Source organism: Staphylococcus americanisciuri (genome assembly GCF_024814435.1).
Taxonomy (GTDB): Bacteria; Bacillota; Bacilli; order Staphylococcales; family Staphylococcaceae; genus Staphylococcus; species Staphylococcus americanisciuri.
In genome coordinates this window covers 72,669-95,378 of record NZ_JANUXY010000005.1, presented here as the reverse complement: position 1 = coordinate 95,378, position 22,710 = coordinate 72,669, and the positions used below count along the sequence as shown (strand labels likewise).

The window sequence follows — 22,710 nt, the reverse complement described above, 5'->3', positions numbered from 1 at the left end:
GACAGAGGAGGCTTGTTGATGACGAACACAACACCTTCATATACATATCGGGCGTATAAACCAAATGGGCAAGTGAATGTCTTAGGGGTTTGGTTTGATGATGTGACGTTGCGTGATATGCATCAAGCAATTTTGACATACAGTAGAACCAAGACATCACAAAATTTATTTATTGTCACAGCCAATCCCGAAATTGTTTATTATGCCTTTAAAACACCAACATATCGCAGTTTGATCAAACAAGCGGACTATATCATACCTGATGGCACAGGTATCGTGAAAGCTGCTAGATTACTTGGAACGCCATTACAAGAACGTGTCCCAGGTATCGAGGTGATGGAGAGATGTCTGCAGATTGCGGATCAAGAAGAGAAGCGTGTATTTTTATTAGGAGCGACGGATAAAGTAGTAGATAAAGCGGTTCGCAATATTCAACACCAATATCCCAATAGTGTTGTTGCAGGGCATCATGGCTTTGCGAAAGTAGATGATATGGATGTTGTAAGCGAAATACGTACATTCAATCCTGACTTTATTTTTGTGGGTATGGGTTATCCGAAACAGGAACTGTGGATTCAACGCAATATGCATCATTTTGAGCATACTTGTATGATGGGCGTTGGGGGTTCTATAGATGTCTTTAGTGGCGAAGTAAAACGCGCGCCTCGTATTTGGCGCAAGATGAATTTAGAATGGCTTTATCGTAGTTTGAAGGACGTGAAACGTATCTCTCGTCTTCAAAGTATCCCTAAGTTTGTGTGGGCAGTTATAAAACAGAAATTTCAACGCAAATAGTAGAAGGGAGGGGCAGAAATTTTGTTTTTCTACAAAGCTGTCGTTGCCCCAACCCTCTTCATGATTAATATTTTTTAGACACTTGTTGCATCAATTTTTCAAACTCAGCGTCAGTAATATTAGATTGTGTGAGTGTAATCAAATGACCATCGGGATCTTTGATAGTCATCTCTTTGGCATTCCAAGGCTGTTCTTCAAGATCAGTTACGATAAATTTTGGCGATATACTTTGTGCCTTTTCTTCAATATCTTTTATCGCAATATTGAGATACAGACTGTTTCCAACCTCGAAATCATCAGCCGCAATTAACATAATGTCTTGATATTTTTCTAATCTTAAATGATCCATGAGCACGTTATTGTTTGCATCTCTAAATTTGAATACACTTTTAAACCCGAGTGTCTTTTCATACCATTTTGCTGATTTCTCAATATGCTGTACCAATATTTTAGTGAACATGGGCATTGGATAAAATTCCATCTCAATTTTGCTCCTTCCAAATAAAGCACAATTAAAGTGAAGAGACCATAACTGCGCATATCTTTTATTTTATGACAAAGCGATTTTCATCAAGTTGCTTTCTGAATGCTTTTTGTTCTTTAGCAGATTTCTTTTTGAAGTTTTGAAGAAAGGCTTCATATTGTGGCATAACTTCATTTACTGTACCAATGGCTTTGAGGCGACCAGCCTCAATCCAAGCAATTTTAGTACAGAAATCACGAACTTGACGTAAATTGTGACTAACAAAGAAAATGGTTTTGTTAGCTTCTTTGAATTCGTATATTTTATTCAAGCTTTTCTGTGTGAATGTCTGATCCCCGACAGATAATGCTTCATCGATAACAAGTATTTCTGGGTTTACTGTGACACTAATAGAGAAGCCGAGTTTTGAGCGCATCCCACTAGAATATTTTTTAACAGGTTGATAGATGAACTCGCCTAACTCACTGAATTCAATAATTTTAGGTGTGAGTTCTTTGATTTGTTTTTTTGTGAAGCCCATACACAACATTTTGAATTCAATATTTTCAATACCGGTTAAGTTGCCATTCAGTCCAGCATTAATTGCGATGACATTAACATCTCCATTGCGTGTGATTTGTCCTTTAGTTGCGGAAAGGGAGCCGCCGATAATATTGCTGAGTGTTGATTTACCTGAGCCATTAATCCCTACAAGACCAATAACATCACCAGGGTACGCATTAAATGAAATGTCATTCAACGCATAGAAAGTTTTGTTTTTATTTTTAGGCCACAAAGCATCTTTAATGCGTTCTTTATTGTTACGGTATATGCGATATTCTTTTGTAACATGATCGATCGTAACAGTTGGTTTCATATCTTTACAGTCCTTACCCTTAAAATTATATAAAATTTCATGACTTTTACTTTCGTTTGTCTATGTATATAGATTATAATATATTACTAAGTAGTTGTTAAATTGAAAAGTTATTGTGATGTGATACCTTTTCAATTGGAAACAACTTAACTAATCGTTTGATTTTCAATATAAGAATACATGACGGTGCGATGTTTGTACAGTTGTTTTGGTTTGAGTAAGTTGCTAGCAACGTGATATATGCAATGTCGTGGGTACGAAAGCGTGGTAAACAATGAAGTCTGTAGCGATAGTGTTAAAAGAGCATATAAAAAGCTTTTATTTAATTCAAAGATTAGCGCAGTTCCAATTGAAACTTTCAAATCATAGTAACTATTTAGGATTAGCTTGGGAAATGATTAATCCAGCTATTCAAATTTTGGTATACTGGTTTGTATTTGGATTTGGAATCCGAAGTAATAGCGCAATCGATGGCATTCCTTTTATTTATTGGCTCCTCGTGGGGATTAGTATGTGGTTCTTTATGAATCAAGGTATTTTAGAAGGAACAAAGTCGATTACAATGAAATACGGACAAGTGGCAAAGATGAACTTTCCATTATCGATTATCCCCACTTACATTATTACAAGTAAGCTATATGGGCACTTAGCTTTAGTAATATCAATTGTGATTTTGTGTGCATTTGCAGGTATTACACCATCTATTTATATTGTGCAATTGTTTATTTATATTCCATTTGCATACTTATTTACAATATCTGTATCTCTTTTAACATCTACGCTAGGTGTGATAGTACGAGATACCCAGATGGCTATGCAAGCGCTACTTCGAGTCCTTTTTTATGCATCACCGATCTTATGGCCACCTGAGCCAGGATCACTTCCTGAAAAAATTATGATGTTAAATCCTATTTACTTTATTGCAGAAAGCTATCGTTCGGCGATTCTCTTTAAAGAGTGGTATTTTATTACACATTGGGAATTAGCACTTTATAACGTGTTTGTTGTGCTGTTCTTTTTTGTAGTAGGTTCAATGGTACACGTACGTTACAGAGACTACTTTGCTGACTTTATGTAATGATGAGAAACGCCTTCAATACAGCGTTCTGTGTTGGAGGCGCTTTTCATATCATGTGTACTAAATATAATGAGGTGAGACGTATGATGCGTTTGATAATAAAAGAATTCTATTTAATTGCTGTTTCCTTAATACAGTTATTATTTCAGGGGCGTACTGTTCAGAATAAGGATATAGTGATTATGATGACGTTTAAAGAGGATTTGTTGCCGGTGATTGATGGATTAGTGAGCCATGGCTATGAAGTAACAGTCTTTACACAACAAAAGAATTTTAAATTTTTGGAACATAAAGACTGTGTGACGTATGATATGCTGTCACAGCGCAATTTGTATCGTCAGTTAAAGGCGTTGTCAACAGCTAAAGTCATTTTCATTGATACGTACTATCATCTTTTTGGCGCATTTAAAAAGAAACCGAATCAAACCATTATACAAACTTGGCATGCAGCAGGGGCTTTGAAGAACTTTGGCTTGGAGGATCATGCACTAAATAAGCAAAGTGCTAAAAGTATTGCGCAGTATCAAGCGGTTTATGATGCGACGGATAAGTATTTAGTGGGCTGTTCTCAGATGGCATATTGTTTTAAGCAATCATTCGGAGTGCGAGAAGAGCAATTGTTGAACTTCGGTATACCACGTTTAACACATTATTTAAAGTCAGATATTTCTGAGCAGCAACGTCGTCTTAAACAACAATTAGACATTAAAGGAAAAGTCGCTGTATACTTGCCAACTTATCGTGAAGCAGGGGAAATGAACAAAGTGCTAAATCACCAGGCATTTGAGCAAGCATTACCTGAGTTCACATTATTATGCAAATATCATCCAGCTGTAAAAGCTCCGAGTATGATCCAACAAGCAGCTTTAAGCACGACAGAGTTGTTAATGATTGCAGATGTGATTATAACGGATTACAGTTCACTGGCTATTGAGGCAAGTCTCATTGGAAAGCCTGCTATTTTCTATGTTTATGATGTCCAAGACTACAAGTGCATGAGAGGATTAAATCAGTTTTTTGATGAGATTCCGAATGATTATAAAGTCTATACGGAAGCAGATTTACATCAACGTATTGCACAAGGGAAATTGGTACCGTTATTTGAAGATTGGCATACTTACAACACGCAAGAGAGTGTCCACCAACTTATGAACTATGTAAACAAGCTTGTCAAGATATAGCCATTCGAGGTTTGAGTGGTCTACGATAATTGTGTTATAATTTTATCGATAACATAAAAATGAATGGATTGAAGGAGCTATAGAGATGAAACGTGTAATTACCTATGGAACGTATGATCTTTTACACTATGGCCACATTGAATTGTTACGTCGTGCACGTGAATTAGGAGACTATTTAGTTGTGGCATTATCGAGTGATGAGTTTAACCAGGTTAAGAACAAAAAATCATATTATGATTACGAACAACGTAAGATGATGTTAGAGTCCATCCGCTATGTCGATCTAGTCATTCCTGAGCATGATTGGGAACAAAAGATAAGTGATGTTGAGAAGTATGATATTGATACATTTGTCATGGGGCACGATTGGGAAGGCGAGTTTGACTTCTTAAAAGATAAATGTGAAGTGATATATTTAAAACGTACAGAAGGTATCTCTACAACACAAATTAAACAAGAATTATACGGTAAAGATGCTAGATAAATAAAACCAAGCATGCTTTTCTAGTAAATAGAGAAGTATGCTTGGTTTTAATGTTATTTACGGAATCGTAACAATAAGTGATAGATAATAATAGTAAAGAACATAACTAAAAAGAATAAACCGATTATCGTCAACAAGGGGTGTGCGTCCCAACTTGATTTCACAGCAGATTTTGAACTATGAATTAACGGATTTTCAACTTTTACAGATGGCGGACTGTACGCTTTAGATATGAATGTTCGATTATAGTTGATATGGACCTTTCCATCTTCAATAACAAATTGATAAGCCTTCATACTGCGTGGCACTACGTCATAAAGATCTTCAGTGACGTAATACTGTTTTCCATTAATTGTATGCGCTCCTTTAGATAAAATTTTACGATATTCGTATTGATCGAACATCAGATTGATAAGGCTTGCACTCATCATATCACGCTGGTGTTCACCACCGAGATTTATATAGTCACCGGCACCCATAATCACGCTATAAATGCGGAAATTATCGCGCTTCGTTGTGACTGTACTATTATAATCGGCAATATCACTAGAGCCTGTTTTTAACCCATCAGTTCCCTCTAAGCTCATATTGCCACCTTCTAATAAGTGATTAAATGTATAATAGGTTACAGCGTGTTGTGTAGGAGCTACTTGTTTAGTAAAATTCAAAATATCAGGCGTTTCAGCTACAACATGTTGCGCTAGAATGGCATAGTCGTGTGCAGATGTGACATTAGAATCGTCTGATTTGTAACGTTCAGGTGCAAAGTCCTGTAACAGACTGTTCTCAGCACCTGCTGGATTAACATAATGTGTATCAGTCATACCAAGTTGCTTAGCTGTTTTGTTCATTAAGTCAACAAAGTCAGATGTATTGTTAGCGACTTTGTTAGCCAAAATAAGTGATGCGGCATTACTTGAAGCTGATACAGTAATTTGTAATAATTCTGCAATTGTATAAGTTTCTCCAGGGTACAGTTTCGTATTACTTAACTCAGGTAATGTTGACATTCGATAATGTTCATCTGTAATGTTAACTGTATCATTCAATGAAAGTTTTCCTTCGTCTACGGCTTTCAAGGTCAAATACATGGTCATCAGCTTTGTCATTGAAGCTGGATTCCATTGTTGGTGCTCTTGATAATGATAGAGCACTTGTCCAGTATGACTGATGCTCACCATTCCCTCTGGCTGATAACGTTCGTCTACACTATAGCCAGCTTGCTGTGCGATTTCAACAGGTGTCTGTGTGTATGCTTCTGCAAAAGGTGTTATAATAGTTGTAGCGAAGAATACAATGACAATGGCATATATTATTTTTTTCATAAAGAACTCCTTAATGCGCATCAAAAATGCGAAATAATACACTCATTTTAGCACAAATGAAACATAATTTAAAATGAGATATTGTATGACATTGTAGGAGATATAAAATGATAGGTTAGACTGACCGGACAGTGCTATGAGCATGCCGGACGTCTTAGATATAGAAATAAATTAAATGAGGTATGTTAATTATGAAATCGAACAACCCCCTATTTTATTTACTGAAGAAGATTAATTGGCCAGTCGGATTGATTATTGTAGCGGTCATTATCTCCTCTCTAGGGAGTTTGAGTGGTCTATTAGTTCCACTTTTTACCGGACAAATGGTCGATAAGTTTACGCTGTCTTCTATTAATTCATGGTTTATCAGTGCATTGATTGCCGTTTTTTTATTGAATGCCATTTTGAGTGGTGTAGGATACTACTTACTCAAAAAGATTGGTGAAAAGATGATTTATGCGATTCGCTCTGTTTTATGGCAACATATTATCCATTTGAAAATGTCTTTTTTCGATAAGAATGAAAGTGGACAATTGATGAGTCGCTTAACTGATGATACGAAAGTGATTAATGACTTCATCTCTCAAAAACTTCCTATTTTGTTCCCATCAGTGATTACATTAATCGGTTCTTTCATCATGTTGTTTGTCTTGGATTGGCAGATGACATTGATGACTTTTATTACGATTCCGCTATTTGCTATCGTGATAACGCCACTTGGGAAAATTATGCAAAAAATATCGAAAAACACACAAAATGAAATAGCCGAGTTCAGTGGTTTATTGGGACGTGTATTAACAGAGATGCGCCTTGTAAAAGTATCAAACACTGAGAAGTTAGAAATGGATAGAGCGCATCAAAACCTATCTGAGATTTATCGACTTGGACTAAAACAAGCGAAGATAGCAGCAGTCATTCAGCCGATATCAGGGATTATTATGTTGGCAACAATCGGTATTATTTTGGGCTTTGGTGGCTTGCGTATTGCCTCAGGGGCTATTTCAGCTGGTACGTTGGTTGCCATGATTTTCTATGTATTAAGTCTATCTATGCCATTGATTAACCTATCGACACTTGTGACAGATTATAAAAAAGCAGTCGGAGCAAGTAGTCGAATTGATGAAATATTACACGAACCTTTGGAAGAGATTCAAACACCTGATAAGCTACAAAGCATTCCTTCTGGTGACCTGTGTTTTGATCATGTTACATTCGGTTATGAGTCAAAACCAGTATTACAAGATGTATCATTCTGCATTACACCGGGAGAGGTAACGGCTTTTGTGGGTCCTTCTGGTTCAGGGAAAAGTACGATATTCAGCTTAATTGAGCGTATGTACGATGTAACAGCAGGAAATATTACATACCATGATACTTCTATTTATCAACTATCATTAAGCGATTGGCGTCGTAAAATTGGTTATGTGATGCAAAGTAATGCCATGATGAATGGTACGATACGAGATAATATTTTATATGGTATTGATCGAGAAGTATCTGATGACGAATTGATACACTATGCCCGATTAGCACATTGTCATGATTTTATTATGGCGCTTGAACAAGGATATGACACGATTGTCGGTGAACGTGGTTTGAAGTTATCTGGAGGGCAGAGACAACGCATTGATATTGCGCGCAGTTTTGTGAAAAACCCAGATATCTTGCTATTGGATGAGGCGACTGCGAATCTAGATAGTGAAAGCGAACGCAAAATTCAAGAAGCATTGGATACGTTAATGACAAATCGAACAACGATCGTAATTGCCCATCGATTATCAACGATCAAAAAAGCAAGTCAGATTATCTTCTTAGACCAAGGTAAAGTGACGGGAGTAGGACGTCACGAAGAGTTGATGGATACGCATGCAAAATATCAACAATTTGTAGAAACACAAAGCTTAACACAACGTCACACGTAAATAACGTTTAAAGTTTAGGCGTTACCTCTTTTGTGGTGGAATGGCATGATGCGTCATTCCGCCTTTAATATGCAAAAAGCGTACTCTCATCAGGAATTGTAAGATGGATAGCAAAAGTCCCTTATGCCACAATTTCGGCATAAGGGACTTTTTACATGGATTATTGTAAATGTTTGGGTAGCTTCTCTGTTGGGCACTGTTTGTTGCTACCGCATGAGCTACATTTTCCTTGTTTAGAACGCTTATAATAACGTGTTAAGACATATGTGGAGTAGCCGCCAATCAGTATGATGAGCAATAAGTTGATGACTAATGTCATTGTCATGACCTCCTTAAACGAATAGGGATCCAATTTGGTAGATTGCCATAGAGATAACATATGCAACGACAAATGGGTATGTGCTAGCGAACAGCGTCCATTTCCATGATGTCGTCTCTTTACGAATTGCGGCAACTGTTGCTAAACATGGGACGTATAATAGAATAAAGACCATAAACGAATATGCAGAGAGTGCTGTGAAATGTGTAGATACCATTGATACAAGTGCATCATCATTAACTGCATAGATAATAGCCATTGCACTCACAACTACTTCTTTTGCTAAAAATCCCGGAATTAAGGTTGCAGCTGCTTGCCATGAACTAAATCCAAGCGGTACCAATATTGGTGCAATCGCTGCGCCAATTATGTGCAAGAAGCTTTGATCGATTGGAACATCAATACCATTTGGTCCAGCATAATTGAGCAACCAAATAATAACAGAACCGGCAAAGATAAACGTACCTGCTTTTTTAACAAAGCCTTTTCCTTTTTCCCAAGTACTACGCCACAATGTTTTAATAGATGGTAGACGATAAGGTGGTAGTTCTACAATAAAGATTGAAGTATCCTTTTTTAGAACAGTTTTCGATAAAATCCAACTTACGATTAAAGCGACGATAATGCCTAGCACATATAAGCTTAAAACAATCAAAGCTTGATTTTGCGCAAAGAAAAGACCGACGAATAATGCATACACAGGCAAACGTGCTGAACACGACATGAATGGTGCAATCAAAATCGTTGTAAGGCGCTCTTTTTCTTCTTCGATACTACGTGCTGCCATAATACCTGGTACGTTACAACCAAAGCCAATAATCATTGGAATAAATGATTTACCGTTAAGACCAAAGCCTTCCATAATACGATCCATAATCACAGCAATACGTGCCATGTAGCCGGAATCTTCTAATAATGAAATAAAGAAGAATAACACAAGGATTTGTGGAACGAATACAAGTACGCCGCCCACACCTGCGATAATGCCATCAGTTACAAGGTCTTGTAAGGCTGGATAAATGCCTATTGAAGTCATCGTTTGTTTGGCAAAGTCAGTTAATGGTCCGCCAAAAAATTCATCAAGCCGGTCGGACAATGGTGTCCCAATCCATGTGAATGTCGTTTGGAAGATTAGCCACATAATACCAAGAAAGATTGGGATACCTAATATTTTATGTGTTAATAATGCATCGATTCGCTCAGTTACGTGTTGTTTACGTGCATCTGGATAAGTAACCGTATCTGAAAGCAACGTATTAATATATGCTTGACGACATTGCTGAATGTGTTGTGAGATGTCCGTGTCAGCGAGTGTTGATACAGACTTGACGGTTTCATCTAACTGCTGGTAAAGTTCTGCTCCAAGATAAGTTTGGACAGAAGGATTGCCTAATAAATATTGAATAGCTAAGAAGCGGTAATGTTTCGTAGCTAGTGAGAGCGTTTCAGGTAATTGATTAACCAGAGTTGTGATAAGTGATTCAACATTTTGACCATAATCGATAACAAGTGGGCGTCTGGATGAGACATGATGATCTGTCAATGCATTTAATACATCACTACTTCCTTTTCCTGTACGTGCAATAACTGGAATAATCGGTGTGCGTAGACGTGTCATTAACTTTTGATGGTCTATACGAATTCCGCGCTTGCTTGCGACATCAACCATGTTCAGACCGATAAGCAGTGGTGCACCAAATTCCATCAACTGAATGGTTAAGTTGAAGTTACGCTCTATTTGTGCGGCGTCAATAATATTGACCATACCATCAAAATGTTCGTTCAATAAATAATTCGTTACAACGGTTTCATCTCGAGAAATAGGAATGAGGTCATAAATACCCGGAAGGTCGACTAATTGACCAGACTTCTGTTTAAGTTGACCTACTTTCTTTTCTACTGTAACACCACTCCAGTTGCCCACGTATTCATACGAGCCAGTGAGGGCATTAAATAAAGATGTCTTACCAACGTTAGGGTTTCCTAAGATACAATATGTGCTACTCATAGTAATGCTCCAAACGAATATCGCAAGCATCACAGTTGCGTATACATATTTGTTGTCCATTGACATTGAGCGTACACGGTCCTTTAAAAAGACCTTTCTGATGGATTGAGACCTCACAACCTTCAACACAGCCTAGTGCACGTAAGCGGTGCTTTAGTTGCATATTGTTAGTAGTTAAAGATTTGATACGGTATGGCATGCCTACTTCGGCATTTGCTACATGAATCATACAATCACCTGCTTTTTAATCATTAATGATAATCAATTTCATTTATAGAGTACTCTTATTTAAAGGTTGGTGCAATAGCTTTTTAACGTTAAATGTGTAAAATTATCAAAAAATAAAAGGAAATTCATGATATTATCTTAGAAACATGAGGAAAGTGGTAATATCGCTACTTTAAGCCTGTGTGCATATGCATTATTGGTGAAGAGACTTTTGCAGAAAAATATGATGTACGAAATAGGGGTTTTACTGCTAACTGTGAAATTATTGCAACACTTACAAATTGGATTTTCACAATTTATAGGGCGTGTTATAATAAATTTGATTTTGTATAAACTAATTTGAAAGGTTAGAGGTAGGGTTATGTTCTTATTAATCAATATTATTGGTTTACTAGTGTTTTTAGGTGTAGCCGTTATTTTTTCTCGTGATCGTAAAAACATTCAGTGGGGTTCCATAGGTATCTTAGTTGCACTTAACTTAATTCTAGCATGGTTTTTTGTCTATTTCCCAGCAGGAACATTTGTTGTCGAAAAGGCAGCAGCGGGGATTTCTTGGGTGATAGATGCCGCATTCTCAGGTATTAGCTTTGCATTTAAAAGTTTTACAGTCGGCAAAGAAATGGATATGGCAGTTGCAGCATTAATGCCGATTTTATTAGTTGTACCGCTTTTTGATATTTTAATGTATCTAGGTATTTTACCAAAAGTGATTCGTGGGATTGGTTGGGTACTTGCCAAAATAACACGTCAGCCGAAGTTCGAAGCGTTCTTTGGCATCGAAATGATGTTCTTGGGAAATACCGAAGCATTAGCTGTTTCAAGTGAACAGTTAAAGCGCATGAATGAAGCACGTGTGTTAACAATTGCTATGATGTCGATGAGTTCTGTATCAGGTGCCATCGTTGGCGCATATGTCACAATGATTCCTGGTGAACTTGTGTTGACAGCGATTCCATTAAATATTGTCAATGCGATGATTGTTGCGTCTATCTTGAACCCAGTGAAGATTGAGGCAACTGAAGACGTAGTTTATGACTTACGTTCAACAAGTGAGGTACGCCAACCATTCTTCTCGTTCTTAGGCGATTCTGTGTTGAATGCGGGTAAATTGGTGTTAATCATTATTGCATTTGTTATCAGTTTTGTTGCTTTGGCGGAGTTAGCGGATCGCTTAATCCACTTAATTACAGCTGGTATTGCCTCATTAATGCATCTTAAAGGCGGTTTTGGCTTGAACCAAATTTTAGGTGTGTTTATGTATCCATTCGCATTATTATTAGGGTTACCTGTTGATGAAGCATGGCCTGTCGCGCAACAAATGGCGAAAAAGATTGTGACGAACGAATTCGTTGTGATGGGAGAAATCGATGGTGAAGTGAATAGCTATGATCCACATCATCGTGCCGTTATTTCAACATTCTTAATTTCATTTGCTAACTTCTCAACAATTGGAATGATTATTGGTACATTGAAAGGGATTGTTAATGAGAAAACATCAGACTTTGTATCTAAATATGTACCGATGATGTTGTTGGCGGGAATTTTAGTATCGCTATTAACAGCAGGTTTCGTAGGTTTATTTGCATGGTAAGATAATAAGAAGGTTCTATATCATTTTTTGTGGTGGGATGGCGTGGGTTAGCTATCCTGCCTTTTGCTTTTTAGTATGCAAAAAGAGCGCATAATCACAATGACAAGCGCTAAAGGCAGATAGCTATTTCAACTTATAACCAGAACTACACGATAAATAAAACTAGGTACTTATCATTATTTTTCCACCACAAAAGCTGAAAAGCCAAAAAGAAAAGGATGAGATGTAGTACAATGACTAGCTTCTCATCCTTTACGGGAAATAAATCATAGTAGGTAGGTACTCGAGCCAATACCTACCTATGAGCAAAACTATTCTCACTATAAACAACACAAAGGAGATATCCTATTGTTGCATTAAACAACCAATAAGGTAATTTTAATTATACATAAGGATTAGCGATAAGTAAACTAAAAAATCTGAAAATTGATAAATTATTTAAAATCTTATTGAAAGTGCAGGTGGATGGTTCGTTTTGTGACAATTTTGTGATAGTATGACTTATGATAAATATAATTTGAATGAGGGGTGTGATTGGGTGAAACGAACAGTTAGAGATTTAATACTTGTCCTTATCGGTTCATTAATATTTGCGGTAGGCGTTAATGCGTTTATCATCGCAGGAGATTTGGGTGAAGGTGGCGTTACGGGGCTAGCCATTATTTTGTATTATGCTTTTCATGTTTCGCCGGCAGTCACAAACTTTGTCGTTAATGCTATTCTAATTGTCATCGGATACAAATTTTTGAGCAAGCGTAGTATGTATTTGACAATTGTAGCGACAGTACTTATCTCGCTATTCTTGAGCGTGACAAAAACATGGCAAGTACACACCGATAACATTATGATTAATGCAGTGTTTGGTGGGATATTTGTCGGTTTAGGTATAGGTGTTATTGTTTTAGCAGGTGGAACAACAGCAGGAACGACGATTTTAGCGCGTATTGCTAATAAATATCTAGATGTTAGTACGCCATATGCATTGCTGTTTTTCGATTTAATCGTAGTTGTTATTTCACTTAGTGTTATCCCATTAGATCGAGCATTAGTGACAGTAATTAGTTTATATATTGGAACTAAAGTGATGGATTTTGTAATAGAAGGTTTGAATCCTAAAAAAGCTGTGACCATTATCTCAAAATCACCTGATCGTATCGCTAAAATGATTGATGAAGATATCGGTCGTGGTATTACCATTTTAAATGGTCGCGGCTACTTTTCTAAAAGAGAGACAGATGTGTTGTATGCAGTTATTAGTAAAACGCAATTATCTCGAACGAAACGCATGATACGCAAAATTGACGCTCATGCCTTTGTTGTTGTTCACGATGTGCGTGATGTGTATGGAAATGGATTCTGGGTAGAAGATTGACAGATAAAACTTTGTCATTGAATAAAGCGTAATCAAATGGTATGTATGTGACAACATGCATGCCATTTTTGAGTGCTGAAAAGTAATGTAAACATAATAAAAACAGTTAGTCATTGAGGTGAAAAAGTGGTATAATACGCGAGTATGATAATCATTCTCAATAAGCTTGTGATAATTTACGTAAACGAGCGTTACTATATAGAGAAAAGAGGGAGTCAAATGAGCAGATTAACGGGGAAAAATGTAACGATAGGTTATGGTGAGCGTGTGATTGTGAATAATTTAGATGTTGCCATACCTGATGGTCAGATTACGTCAATTATCGGACCGAATGGTTGCGGCAAATCAACATTACTAAAGGCACTATCACGTTTGTTGAATACTAAGCATGGAGAGATTTGTTTGGATGGCAAAAATATTCAATCACAGCCTACTAAAGAAGTTGCCAAAAAGATTGCGATTCTGCCGCAATCACCTGACGTAGCAGATGGCTTAACAGCAGGTGAATTGGTTTCATATGGTCGTTTTCCGCATCAAAAAGGATTTGGTCGGTTGAGTGAACAAGATAAAGAAGAAATTGATTGGGCCATGCGTGTTACGGGAACGATTGATTTTAAACATCGTGCAGTTAATGATCTAAGCGGTGGACAACGACAACGTGTGTGGATAGCGATGGCTTTAGCACAAAAAACAGACATTATCTTTTTAGATGAACCTACTACTTATTTAGATATTTCTCATCAGTTAGAGATTTTAGAACTCGTACAACAATTAAATTCTGAACATGGGGCAACTATTATTATGGTCTTACATGATATCAACCAAGCGATTCGTTTTTCTGATCATTTGATAGCCATGAAAAATGGGAAGATTATTAAGCAAGGTACAACGCATGAGGTATTGAATAACGAAATATTGGAAGAAGTGTTTAACATCGATGCAGAATTAAGTACGGATCCAAAAACAGGGAAACCTATGTTAGTCACATACAACCTATTATGTAAACACTATGAAAAAATATAACGAGAAATATAGAGGAAGTCATGAATGAAAAGAAAACAAATTAGTAATCTTAACTTCACATTGCAATTTCTGGTTGGCCTGTGCTTATTAGGCATCTTATTCATTGTATCGGTAGTTGTGGGTGAGGCGCATGTACATGTTGCTACTATTATGGAAGCAGTTCTTCATTACGATCCAACGAACCAAGCGCACAATGTTATCTCAGAAATTCGTATACCACGAAATATTGGTGCGGTGTTAGTTGGTATGTCTCTAGCTACAGCGGGTGCAGTGATTCAAGGTGTGACGAAGAATGGATTAGCGGATCCTAGTTTAATCGGTCTAAATTCGGGTGCAGCTTTTGCGTTAGCGACGACCTTTGCCTTTTTTCCTAGTGCACCATTTTTAATACTGATAGGTGCTGGTTTTGTAGGAGCTATATTTGGTGGCATCATGGTACTCATGATTGGTTCATCGAGACGCGATGGCTTTAATCCAATGCGTTTGATTCTTGCCGGAGCAGCGGTAAGTGCATTGCTAACTGCTTTAAGTCAAGGGATTGCTTTGATTTTTCGCCTGAATCAATCCATTAACTTTTGGAGTGCAGGTGGTGTGTCAGGAACGAACTGGCGACAAGTAATGATAAGTGCGCCTATTGTACTCTTAACCATTATATTACTGATATTGATGAGCAGACAGCTTACGATACTAAGCTTGGGGGATGCTCTGGCTGCGGGTCTCGGGCAGAATGTCAAAAAGATTCGACTTGCTAGTTTACTTTTGACAATGCTACTTGCCGGGATTTCAGTAGCAATGGTTGGGCAAATTGCCTTTGTCGGTCTAATTGTACCGCATATTGTACGATTTCTAGTTGGAACAGATTATGTGAAAGTATTGCCTATGTCTGCAGTTCTCGGTGGTAGTCTCGTATTATTAGCAGATTTGTTGGCTCGTATGCTAGGGGAAGCGCCTATGAGTGCCATTATTTCATTTATTGGTGTTCCATACTTTTTATATCTAATTAGAAAAGGGGGACGCACGATATGATTCATCCTCAGCACAAGCTTAAACAGCGTATTACATTATGCGTTTCAATGCTATTGCTCATTGCAAGTGTTATTTGGAGCATGACAACAGGCGAATATGCCATGTCTTTCACTCAAATTGTACAAACATTAATAGGCAATGGAGAATATGCTGATCAGTTGGTTCTGATTGATTTCCGTCTGCCACGTGTATTGATTACGTTTCTTGCAGGTATGGCGTTAAGTATGAGCGGTGCGGTCTTACAAAGTGTGACGAAAAACCCGCTAGCGGAACCTGGTATACTGGGAATTAATGCAGGAAGCGGTTTTGCTATCGCATTGTTTATCGCTATCGGTCATATTAGTGCTGACACTTTTGTATACGTATTACCATTTATTAGTATGGTAGGTGGTTTATTAACAGCACTCTTTATTTTTACGTTTAGTTACAGTGGCGAGAAAGGATTGTCTCCAGCGAGTATGGTGCTTGTAGGTATTGGTGTGTCTACGGCATTGTCAGGTGGTGCGTTAACGATTATGTCGACATTTGATCGTGATCAATCAGAGTTTATTGCCACATGGCTAGCAGGTAACATCTGGGGAGATAGTTGGCCATTCGTATGGGTTTTCTTACCATGGCTGATTGTCCTTATTCCATATGTATTTTATAGAGCAGAAGCGCTCAACATATTGAATACACATGAAAATATTGCTGTCGGTTTAGGTGTACCATTGAATAGAGAACGTTTAATACTTGTGTTTATCGCCGTCATGTTATCATCGGCAGCTGTATCTGTGACAGGTGCTATTGGATTTATCGGTTTGATGGGACCACATATTGCCAAATCTATTGTCGGACCACGTCATCAATTATTTTTGCCGATTGCATTGATTGTAGGTGCAGTGTTACTCGTTATATCAGATACGATTGGCAAAATTGTCTTACAGCCAACTGGCGTGCCAGCAGGTGTAATAGTAGCCATTATCGGTGCACCTTATTTCCTTTATCTTATGTATCGTACGCGTGCTGTATAAATAATTAAGAAAACTGTTAAATTCTTGATATATCTGTAAGCGTTTGGATTCATTTTGTGTTACACTAGGAGTACTGACATTAAGATAGGATATTGTTCGGGAGGAGAGCCATGAAGGATTTAATCAAAAACCATGTATTGAACGGTGAATTTGAATCAGTTAAACATTTAATGGCTGCAACGGATTTTCTAGCATTTGAAGAAGCATTCATCTCAAGCGCACATGAACAAGAAAGTGTGATGTATTATACGTGTCTTCTCGATATGATTAAAGGCAATGAAACATCTGAAATTCATGACCTTGCCTTTCTGTTACTCGTGTATCCACTCAGTGATGTACCAGGTGCAATGGATGCCGCTTACTATCATGCTGAGGCCTCTATTGCTTTAACAGATGGACAAGAAGTTAAGAGTTTATTGCAGATGTTATTATTACATGCGATTCCTGAACCGGTCATTTCAGACAAACAAGCTTTCAATACTGCAAAGCGCATATTGAAGTTAGATCCAAATAACAAGGTAGCACGCAATGTACTGAAAGAAACAGCTAAGCGCATGGATCAAGTGGTAGTAGACTTTGATCAGTTAAATGCTTTTAAAGATGCTAAATAAATACCAAAGCATGAAAAAACTATGAATAATGATATAAGCTAAGTAGCCTATTACTCATACAACGATATGAGTTTAGTGCTTACTTAGCTTTTTTATTAGCGTCAAATTAAATTGAGCAAAACTTTTCCCATTGCTATGATAAGTCGTTATAATAGCAAAGTTACTTTAATTAAAGGAGTTAGATAAGATGGCAGAACAGCAACACACCAAAATCATTATGACAGTCTTTTTGATTGGTGCTTTTTTTATGATTTTGAATGAAACTTTGCTCAATATCGCTTTACAAGAGTTGATGATGCAATTCAATATATCTAGAACAACAGTGCAATGGATGGCGAGTGGTTTTATGATGGTAACAGCTATCGTATCGCCGTTGTCCGCCTTGATTATTCAGTGGTTTACAACGCGTCGTTTGTTTTTAGCAATAGTTGCTATATTTACTTTAGGAGCGTTCGTCTCAGGTATGGCAGTGAGCTTTCCTATGCTCTTAACAGGACGTATGATTCAAGCGCTTGGAACAGGCTTGATGTTGCCGTTAATTATGAATGCAATGCTATTGATGTTTGATGTATCAGTGCGTGGTCGTATCATGGGATTATTCGGTTTAATTATCATGTTCGCACCAGCCATCGGGCCAACATTATCCGGTGTGATTGTAGATTATTTGGGGTGGCGTTGGTTATTTTTTAGTGTTATTCCGTTTATGATATTTACATTTATATTTGCAATGCGTTATCTACAAAACGTTGGAGAAGTGACGCGACCTAAAATTGATGTGTTGTCCGTGATGCTTTCGACAGTTGGTATTACAGGTGTGGTATATAGCGTTTCAACAGTTAGCTCAGTTGAAGCGGGCATAATGTCTGTACAAATTTTGCTTCCATTCATAATTGGTCTTCTTTGTATTGTTGGTTTTATCCGGCGACAACTTACATTGGAGATACCAATTTTAGATTTTCGTGTTTTAGGTATTCGTAATTACAGACGTGGTATGTTGATTTTTATTATAGTTGTGATGAGTTTGTTTGCATCTGAAATCGTGATGCCGATGTATCTCCAAGGACCTATGGGCTTCTCTGCAAAATTAGCAGGTCTTATCTTATTGCCAGGTGCGTTATTGAATGGTTTGCTTTCACCGGTGATGGGGCGTTTGTTTGATCGCGTTGGTCCGCGTAAGATGATTTTACCAGGCTTGATTACCTTATTAGTCGTGTTAATCTTTTACACAACGATTCACCCTGGCGTACCGGTATGGCAATTTATCGTAGCTTATATGCTATTGATGGTTGCTGTTGCAGCGATTATGATGCCTGCAAGTACGAATGGTTTGAACGCCTTGCCAAAAGATAAATATCCACATGGTACAGCAATTTTTAATGTATTACAACCACTTGCCGGTGCAGCAGGCATTTCTGTATTTGTAGGCATTTTAACTGGTGTACAGAACAATGAGATGAGCAAGCATGCACAGGTGACAGAAACTGTAACAAATCAAGCGATGACAACAGGGATGCATGCAGCATATTTGTTTGCGATTGCACTTATTGTTATTGGTATTGTGATTGCAGCGACTTTAACAAATGCATCACGTGAAGCGGAGAACGACTCAGCAGTATCGTAAACAACATTAGTACGTATGACAAAATGATGGTGTGAATCATTGATTGTCGGCGTACTTTTTATTTTCGGTGTTGATTTACTATTTAAAACTCTAAAAATACTTTTTTTATCATTTGTTTCAATAAATAATTAAGAAATTTAATGCAATATCAGTTAGATTGCCAATTTTGTTGTATATTCATACGTTTTAACTGTAATTATATGTATTGATATACAAATTAGTGTATGAATAAATCGCTTAAAATTTATAGTATATGACATTAACCCCTTTAATACCAATGGGTTTGAGGATTTTGTTCTTGGAGCTAAGTTTGAAATAAATCGTATATTATGGTTTAATGTTTAACGTGTTTTGCAAGTTGAGGAGGTCAAAACAGATGCAAAAATATAGAGAAGCAATCAAAATTGCTTTTGCTTATGTCGGAGTTGTAGTGGGGGCTGGATTTTCAACAGGTCAAGAAGTACTACAATTCTTCAGTAAATATGGTATTTATTCATACATTGGTGTTATTATTTCAGGATTGATTTTAACATTTATTGGTCGTCAAGTTGCGAAAATCGGTACAGCATTTGACGCAGATAATCATGAAACGACACTTGAGTATTTATTTGGTAAGAAGTTTGGTTTAATCATTGACTATATTCTCATCTTATCACTCTTTGCAGTGACTATTACGATGATTGCTGGTGCAGGCTCTACATTCCAAGAGAGTTTTAATATTCCAGTATGGCTAGGTGCACTAATTATGTGTGCGCTTGTCTATTTAACATTATTGATGGATTTCAACAAAATTGTCGGGGCACTTGGTGTAGTAACACCGGTGTTAATCGTCTTAGTTGTGATTATTGCAGCAACATACCTATTTAAAGGTTCTATCTCTTTCTCACAAATTAATAGTGTTGTGGAAGAACCTAATTTATTAATGGGTATTTGGAAAGGATTCAACTACGGTGGACTAGCCTTTGCTGTAGGATTTAGTACGCTTGTTGCAATCGGCGGTGATGCATCTAAACGAATGGTATCAGGTATGGGAGGATTAATGGGTGGTATCGTCTACTTAGTATTATTAGGATTGATTAACTTTGCATTACAATCAGAATATCCAAGTATTCAAGACTCAGCCATTCCAACGCTTGTATTAGCAAATAGCATTTCGCCTATTTTAACATTTGTTTTATCTATCGTTATGCTTGCAGTTATGTATAATACCATTTTAGGGTTATCATATTCATTCGCTGCACGTTTCACAACCCCTTATTCTAAAAAGTACTATATTATGATTTCAATCATTGTACCACTTGCATACGGATTAAGTTTCGCAGGTTTCGAAGTGTTAATTCAGTATGTATACCCAATCATGGGAGCGATTGGTTTAATCATCGTTGTAGGTGTTATCGTAAAATATATTTATAGAAAATCACAAGATAAGAAATTTATTGCTTAATCGTTGAGGTATGTGACAATTCCCGAGAAAGGAAAATTTGTTAAGCGCTACTTCAATAAAAGATGGTTTTTGATTCTTTGGCTATTCTACTTCTAGGATGGAAAGATAGTGATAAATACCTAGTGTGGTTTCCAGTTAAGTTGAAATAGCTGTCTTCATTTAGCGTACAGTCCATAGTGATTGTGCGCTTTTTTAATACTTGAATAAAAAAGGAATGGGATATTAACAGAAAACGATATCCAAAGTAAGAAAATGTTGTAAAAAAAAGCGGTCGCTGGGTAGGCATGAAAATAGACTTTTCCAAGATTTTTTCACACCCACTCCTATAAAAATGAAAATAAGACCATTCGAAATCACACTTAGGGGATGCAAATGTATTTGTAAGTGATTTTTGGTGTTTAGGAGATCAAAGTGATAAAGATATTGTGGTGAATATTTTCTCAGTTTTTGATTGTTGAGGTGTAAAATAAGTGTGATATATCTTAGCAAGCGACAACTGGTATAAAAATCGCTATATTAGATATAAAGGATTAAGATAGACGGATGAGGGTGATAAGCAATGAAGATACTCTTAGTTGAAGATGATCAAACATTGTGTCAACAAATTACAGATTCACTTGCACAATGGGATTTTGAAGTGACAGCAGTAACAGATTTCAGTGCTATATTACAAACATATATACAAGTCGCGCCACAAATTGTCATTATGGATGTGACATTACCCAAATATGATGGTTTTTATTGGACACGCCAAATTAGAAACCAATCCAATGTACCAATCGTGTTTCTATCTTCACGTGATAACCCGATGGATCAAGTAATGAGTATGGAGTTAGGAGCAGATGACTATATGCAGAAGCCGTTTCATATGCCTGTACTCGTCGCAAAATTACAAGCAATCTATCGACGTGTATATCAATATAATCAAGAAGCAAAGCGAACATTGATGTGGCAAGGGTGTGTTGTTGATTTGGCGAAAGATTGTATTGAACGTGATGGTGAAAATATTATGCTGTCTAAAACAGAGATGTTGATTTTAGAAGTGCTTTTAGCGAAAAAGAATCAGATTGTATCACGTGATGAATTAATGACAGCTTTATGGGACGATGAAGCATTCGTAAGTGATAATACATTGACGGTTAATATTAATCGCTTGCGTAAAAAGTTGCGTGTATTTGATATGCAGATGGCGATTGAAACAAAAATTGGAAAGGGTTATATGGCACATGAAACACTTTGAGTGGTGGACATTATGGATTTTAGAGCGCCGTTCATGGTTGCTGCTAATGGTACTATTAGATGCAATATTAGTAGGTGTTGGTTATTTAGATGACCGCATGGCAATAGACAGTGTTTGGTTCGTTGTTGGCTTACAAGTTGTCATTATCTTCTTTTATTTGATTTTTAGTTATTATAAAGAAATGAAATTTTATATTAAGTTAGCGAAAGGGGCTAGCATTCGTGAAATACGTCATCGAGATTATGCAGAAAGTCCATTTGAGAAGCTAACACTTGATTATCTTGAAGGAAAATTAATGAGTCAACAACACATTTTAGAAGAACAACGACATTGGTTGAATAAGAATGAACAGTCTGTAACGGAATTCGTACATGATATTAAAACGCCTGTCACAGCGCTGAAGCTATTGATTGAACAGGAGCCCGACTTTACGAGACGTCAACAGTTGATGTATGAATGGTCGCGCATTGCTTATATGTTAGATCAACAATTGTTTTTATCTCGATTGAATCATCGAGCACACGATATGTTTTTTGAAGTGACGTCATTACGCCAATTAGTCGTTGAAGAAGTACGTAAAACGCAACACATTAGCATGCGTAAAAAAATTGGGTTTGAGATACAAGTCACACCGGAGATAGAAGTGTATACGGATAAACGTTGGCTCAAAATGGTGTTACGTCAAATTATCTCCAATGCGGTAAAGTATTCAAATACAGGAGATATTGTAATTACAGGGGCGGTTGATTGTGAACATGTATCGCTCTCAATAAAAGATGAAGGGTGTGGCATTCCTGCACATGACTTGCCAAGAATCTTTTTGCGTGGTTTTACAGGAACGGCACCGGAGTCAGAAGTAAATGCATCAGGTATGGGATTATACTTAGTTGACAGTATTAAAGAGGCACTGGGACTTACGATTGACGTGCAGTCAGAAGTTGGACATGGAACCACAGTGACATTGTATTTTTCAAAACAGAACAAGCATACGCAACGCATGTCGAAGTGACAACATTGTCACATGAGGGATGCGTTTTGTTATATGATTCAAACGCAATCGGCGAAAGAAAACGTTATGATAAATGTAAC

21 protein-coding genes are annotated in these 22,710 nt (G+C 37.1%); 15 read left to right on the top strand and 6 right to left on the bottom strand.

Annotation, left to right across the window (positions count from 1 at the left end; genetic code table 11):
* Positions 1-18 precede the first annotated feature (18 nt).
* Positions 19-795: an N-acetylglucosaminyldiphosphoundecaprenol N-acetyl-beta-D-mannosaminyltransferase TarA gene (tarA, locus tag NXS11_RS06195; protein ID WP_259199848.1), complete on the top strand. Its 777-nt coding sequence runs from the start codon at positions 19-21 to the stop codon at positions 793-795.
* A 64-nt stretch (positions 796-859) separates the two neighbouring features.
* On the opposite strand, the gene NXS11_RS06190 is transcribed toward tarA, so the two are convergent.
* Together NXS11_RS06190 and tagH are read right to left on the bottom strand one after the other, a co-directional pair.
* On the bottom strand, positions 860-1,276 hold the full coding sequence (locus tag NXS11_RS06190; RefSeq protein WP_259199846.1) for a VOC family protein: 417 nt from the start codon (positions 1,274-1,276) through the stop codon (positions 860-862).
* A 64-nt stretch (positions 1,277-1,340) separates the two neighbouring features.
* Complete coding sequence (gene tagH, locus NXS11_RS06185; RefSeq protein ID WP_259199844.1) at positions 1,341-2,135, bottom strand: teichoic acids export ABC transporter ATP-binding subunit TagH; 795 nt, start codon at positions 2,133-2,135, stop codon at positions 1,341-1,343.
* A gap of 274 nt (positions 2,136-2,409) precedes the next feature.
* Here tagH and NXS11_RS06180 point away from each other — a divergent pair, with 274 nt between their 5' ends.
* The 3 genes from NXS11_RS06180 to tagD all read left to right on the top strand — a co-directional run bounded on the left by NXS11_RS06180 (position 2,410) and on the right by tagD (position 4,878).
* The gene (locus tag NXS11_RS06180) at positions 2,410-3,213 is read left to right on the top strand and encodes an ABC transporter permease (protein WP_259199843.1); all 804 of its coding nucleotides are present in this window, start codon (positions 2,410-2,412) and stop codon (positions 3,211-3,213) included.
* 83 nt (positions 3,214-3,296) lie between these two features.
* Positions 3,297-4,394, top strand: coding sequence for a teichoic acid glycerol-phosphate primase TarB (gene tarB / locus NXS11_RS06175; RefSeq protein ID WP_259199841.1), 1,098 nt, complete (start codon positions 3,297-3,299; stop codon positions 4,392-4,394).
* Between the two features lie 85 nt (positions 4,395-4,479).
* Complete coding sequence (tagD, locus tag NXS11_RS06170) at positions 4,480-4,878, top strand: glycerol-3-phosphate cytidylyltransferase (RefSeq protein WP_259199840.1); 399 nt, start codon at positions 4,480-4,482, stop codon at positions 4,876-4,878.
* 53 nt (positions 4,879-4,931) lie between these two features.
* On the opposite strand, the gene pbp4 is transcribed toward tagD, so the two are convergent.
* Entirely contained in the window at positions 4,932-6,203 is a 1,272-nt protein-coding gene (gene pbp4 / locus NXS11_RS06165) for a penicillin-binding protein PBP4 (RefSeq protein ID WP_259199837.1), read from the bottom strand.
* A 191-nt stretch (positions 6,204-6,394) separates the two neighbouring features.
* Between pbp4 and NXS11_RS06160 the strand changes: the two genes are divergently transcribed.
* Complete coding sequence (locus NXS11_RS06160; protein WP_259199834.1) at positions 6,395-8,125, top strand: ABC transporter ATP-binding protein; 1,731 nt, start codon at positions 6,395-6,397, stop codon at positions 8,123-8,125.
* 160 nt (positions 8,126-8,285) lie between these two features.
* Here the strand turns inward: NXS11_RS06160 and NXS11_RS06155 are convergent, their stop codons facing one another.
* From NXS11_RS06155 to NXS11_RS06145, 3 genes are read right to left on the bottom strand one after another with little or no spacing between them, the layout of a single operon-like run.
* The gene (locus tag NXS11_RS06155; RefSeq protein WP_259199833.1) at positions 8,286-8,444 is read right to left on the bottom strand and encodes a FeoB-associated Cys-rich membrane protein; all 159 of its coding nucleotides are present in this window, start codon (positions 8,442-8,444) and stop codon (positions 8,286-8,288) included.
* A gap of 13 nt (positions 8,445-8,457) precedes the next feature.
* A complete protein-coding gene (feoB, locus tag NXS11_RS06150; protein WP_259199829.1) occupies positions 8,458-10,452 on the bottom strand; it encodes a ferrous iron transport protein B in 1,995 nt (664 codons plus the stop codon).
* On the bottom strand, positions 10,445-10,681 hold the full coding sequence (locus tag NXS11_RS06145) for a FeoA family protein (RefSeq protein ID WP_259199828.1): 237 nt from the start codon (positions 10,679-10,681) through the stop codon (positions 10,445-10,447). Before NXS11_RS06145 ends, feoB begins: the two co-directional genes overlap by 8 nt.
* A gap of 360 nt (positions 10,682-11,041) precedes the next feature.
* On the opposite strand from NXS11_RS06145, the gene NXS11_RS06140 reads away from it, so the two are divergent.
* The 10 genes from NXS11_RS06140 (at position 11,042) to NXS11_RS06095 (ending at position 22,630) form a co-directional block, all read left to right on the top strand.
* Complete coding sequence (locus tag NXS11_RS06140; RefSeq protein WP_259199827.1) at positions 11,042-12,271, top strand: NupC/NupG family nucleoside CNT transporter; 1,230 nt, start codon at positions 11,042-11,044, stop codon at positions 12,269-12,271.
* 538 nt (positions 12,272-12,809) lie between these two features.
* The gene (locus tag NXS11_RS06135) at positions 12,810-13,643 is read left to right on the top strand and encodes a YitT family protein (protein WP_259199826.1); all 834 of its coding nucleotides are present in this window, start codon (positions 12,810-12,812) and stop codon (positions 13,641-13,643) included.
* Between the two features lie 219 nt (positions 13,644-13,862).
* Positions 13,863-14,666: an ABC transporter ATP-binding protein gene (locus tag NXS11_RS06130; RefSeq protein WP_259199825.1), complete on the top strand. Its 804-nt coding sequence runs from the start codon at positions 13,863-13,865 to the stop codon at positions 14,664-14,666.
* A 24-nt stretch (positions 14,667-14,690) separates the two neighbouring features.
* Complete coding sequence (locus tag NXS11_RS06125) at positions 14,691-15,692, top strand: FecCD family ABC transporter permease (protein WP_259199824.1); 1,002 nt, start codon at positions 14,691-14,693, stop codon at positions 15,690-15,692.
* Positions 15,689-16,705 (top strand): FecCD family ABC transporter permease, encoded by a 1,017-nt coding sequence (locus NXS11_RS06120; protein WP_259199822.1) that lies wholly within the window; start codon positions 15,689-15,691, stop codon positions 16,703-16,705. The genes NXS11_RS06125 and NXS11_RS06120 overlap by 4 nt, the downstream gene beginning before the upstream one ends.
* Before the next feature lie 110 nt (positions 16,706-16,815).
* Positions 16,816-17,316 carry a hypothetical protein gene (locus tag NXS11_RS06115; protein WP_259199821.1) on the top strand — a complete coding sequence of 167 codons (501 nt, stop codon included), beginning with the start codon at positions 16,816-16,818 and terminating at the stop codon, positions 17,314-17,316.
* Positions 17,317-17,503: 187 nt separating this feature from the next.
* The gene (locus NXS11_RS06110; protein WP_259199819.1) at positions 17,504-18,937 is read left to right on the top strand and encodes an MDR family MFS transporter; all 1,434 of its coding nucleotides are present in this window, start codon (positions 17,504-17,506) and stop codon (positions 18,935-18,937) included.
* A gap of 376 nt (positions 18,938-19,313) precedes the next feature.
* The gene (locus tag NXS11_RS06105) at positions 19,314-20,381 is read left to right on the top strand and encodes a YkvI family membrane protein (RefSeq protein ID WP_259199818.1); all 1,068 of its coding nucleotides are present in this window, start codon (positions 19,314-19,316) and stop codon (positions 20,379-20,381) included.
* A gap of 559 nt (positions 20,382-20,940) precedes the next feature.
* Complete coding sequence (locus tag NXS11_RS06100) at positions 20,941-21,621, top strand: response regulator transcription factor (RefSeq protein WP_259199817.1); 681 nt, start codon at positions 20,941-20,943, stop codon at positions 21,619-21,621.
* Entirely contained in the window at positions 21,608-22,630 is a 1,023-nt protein-coding gene (locus NXS11_RS06095) for a sensor histidine kinase (RefSeq protein WP_259199815.1), read from the top strand. Before NXS11_RS06100 ends, NXS11_RS06095 begins: the two co-directional genes overlap by 14 nt.
* Positions 22,631-22,710: the final 80 nt, after the last annotated feature.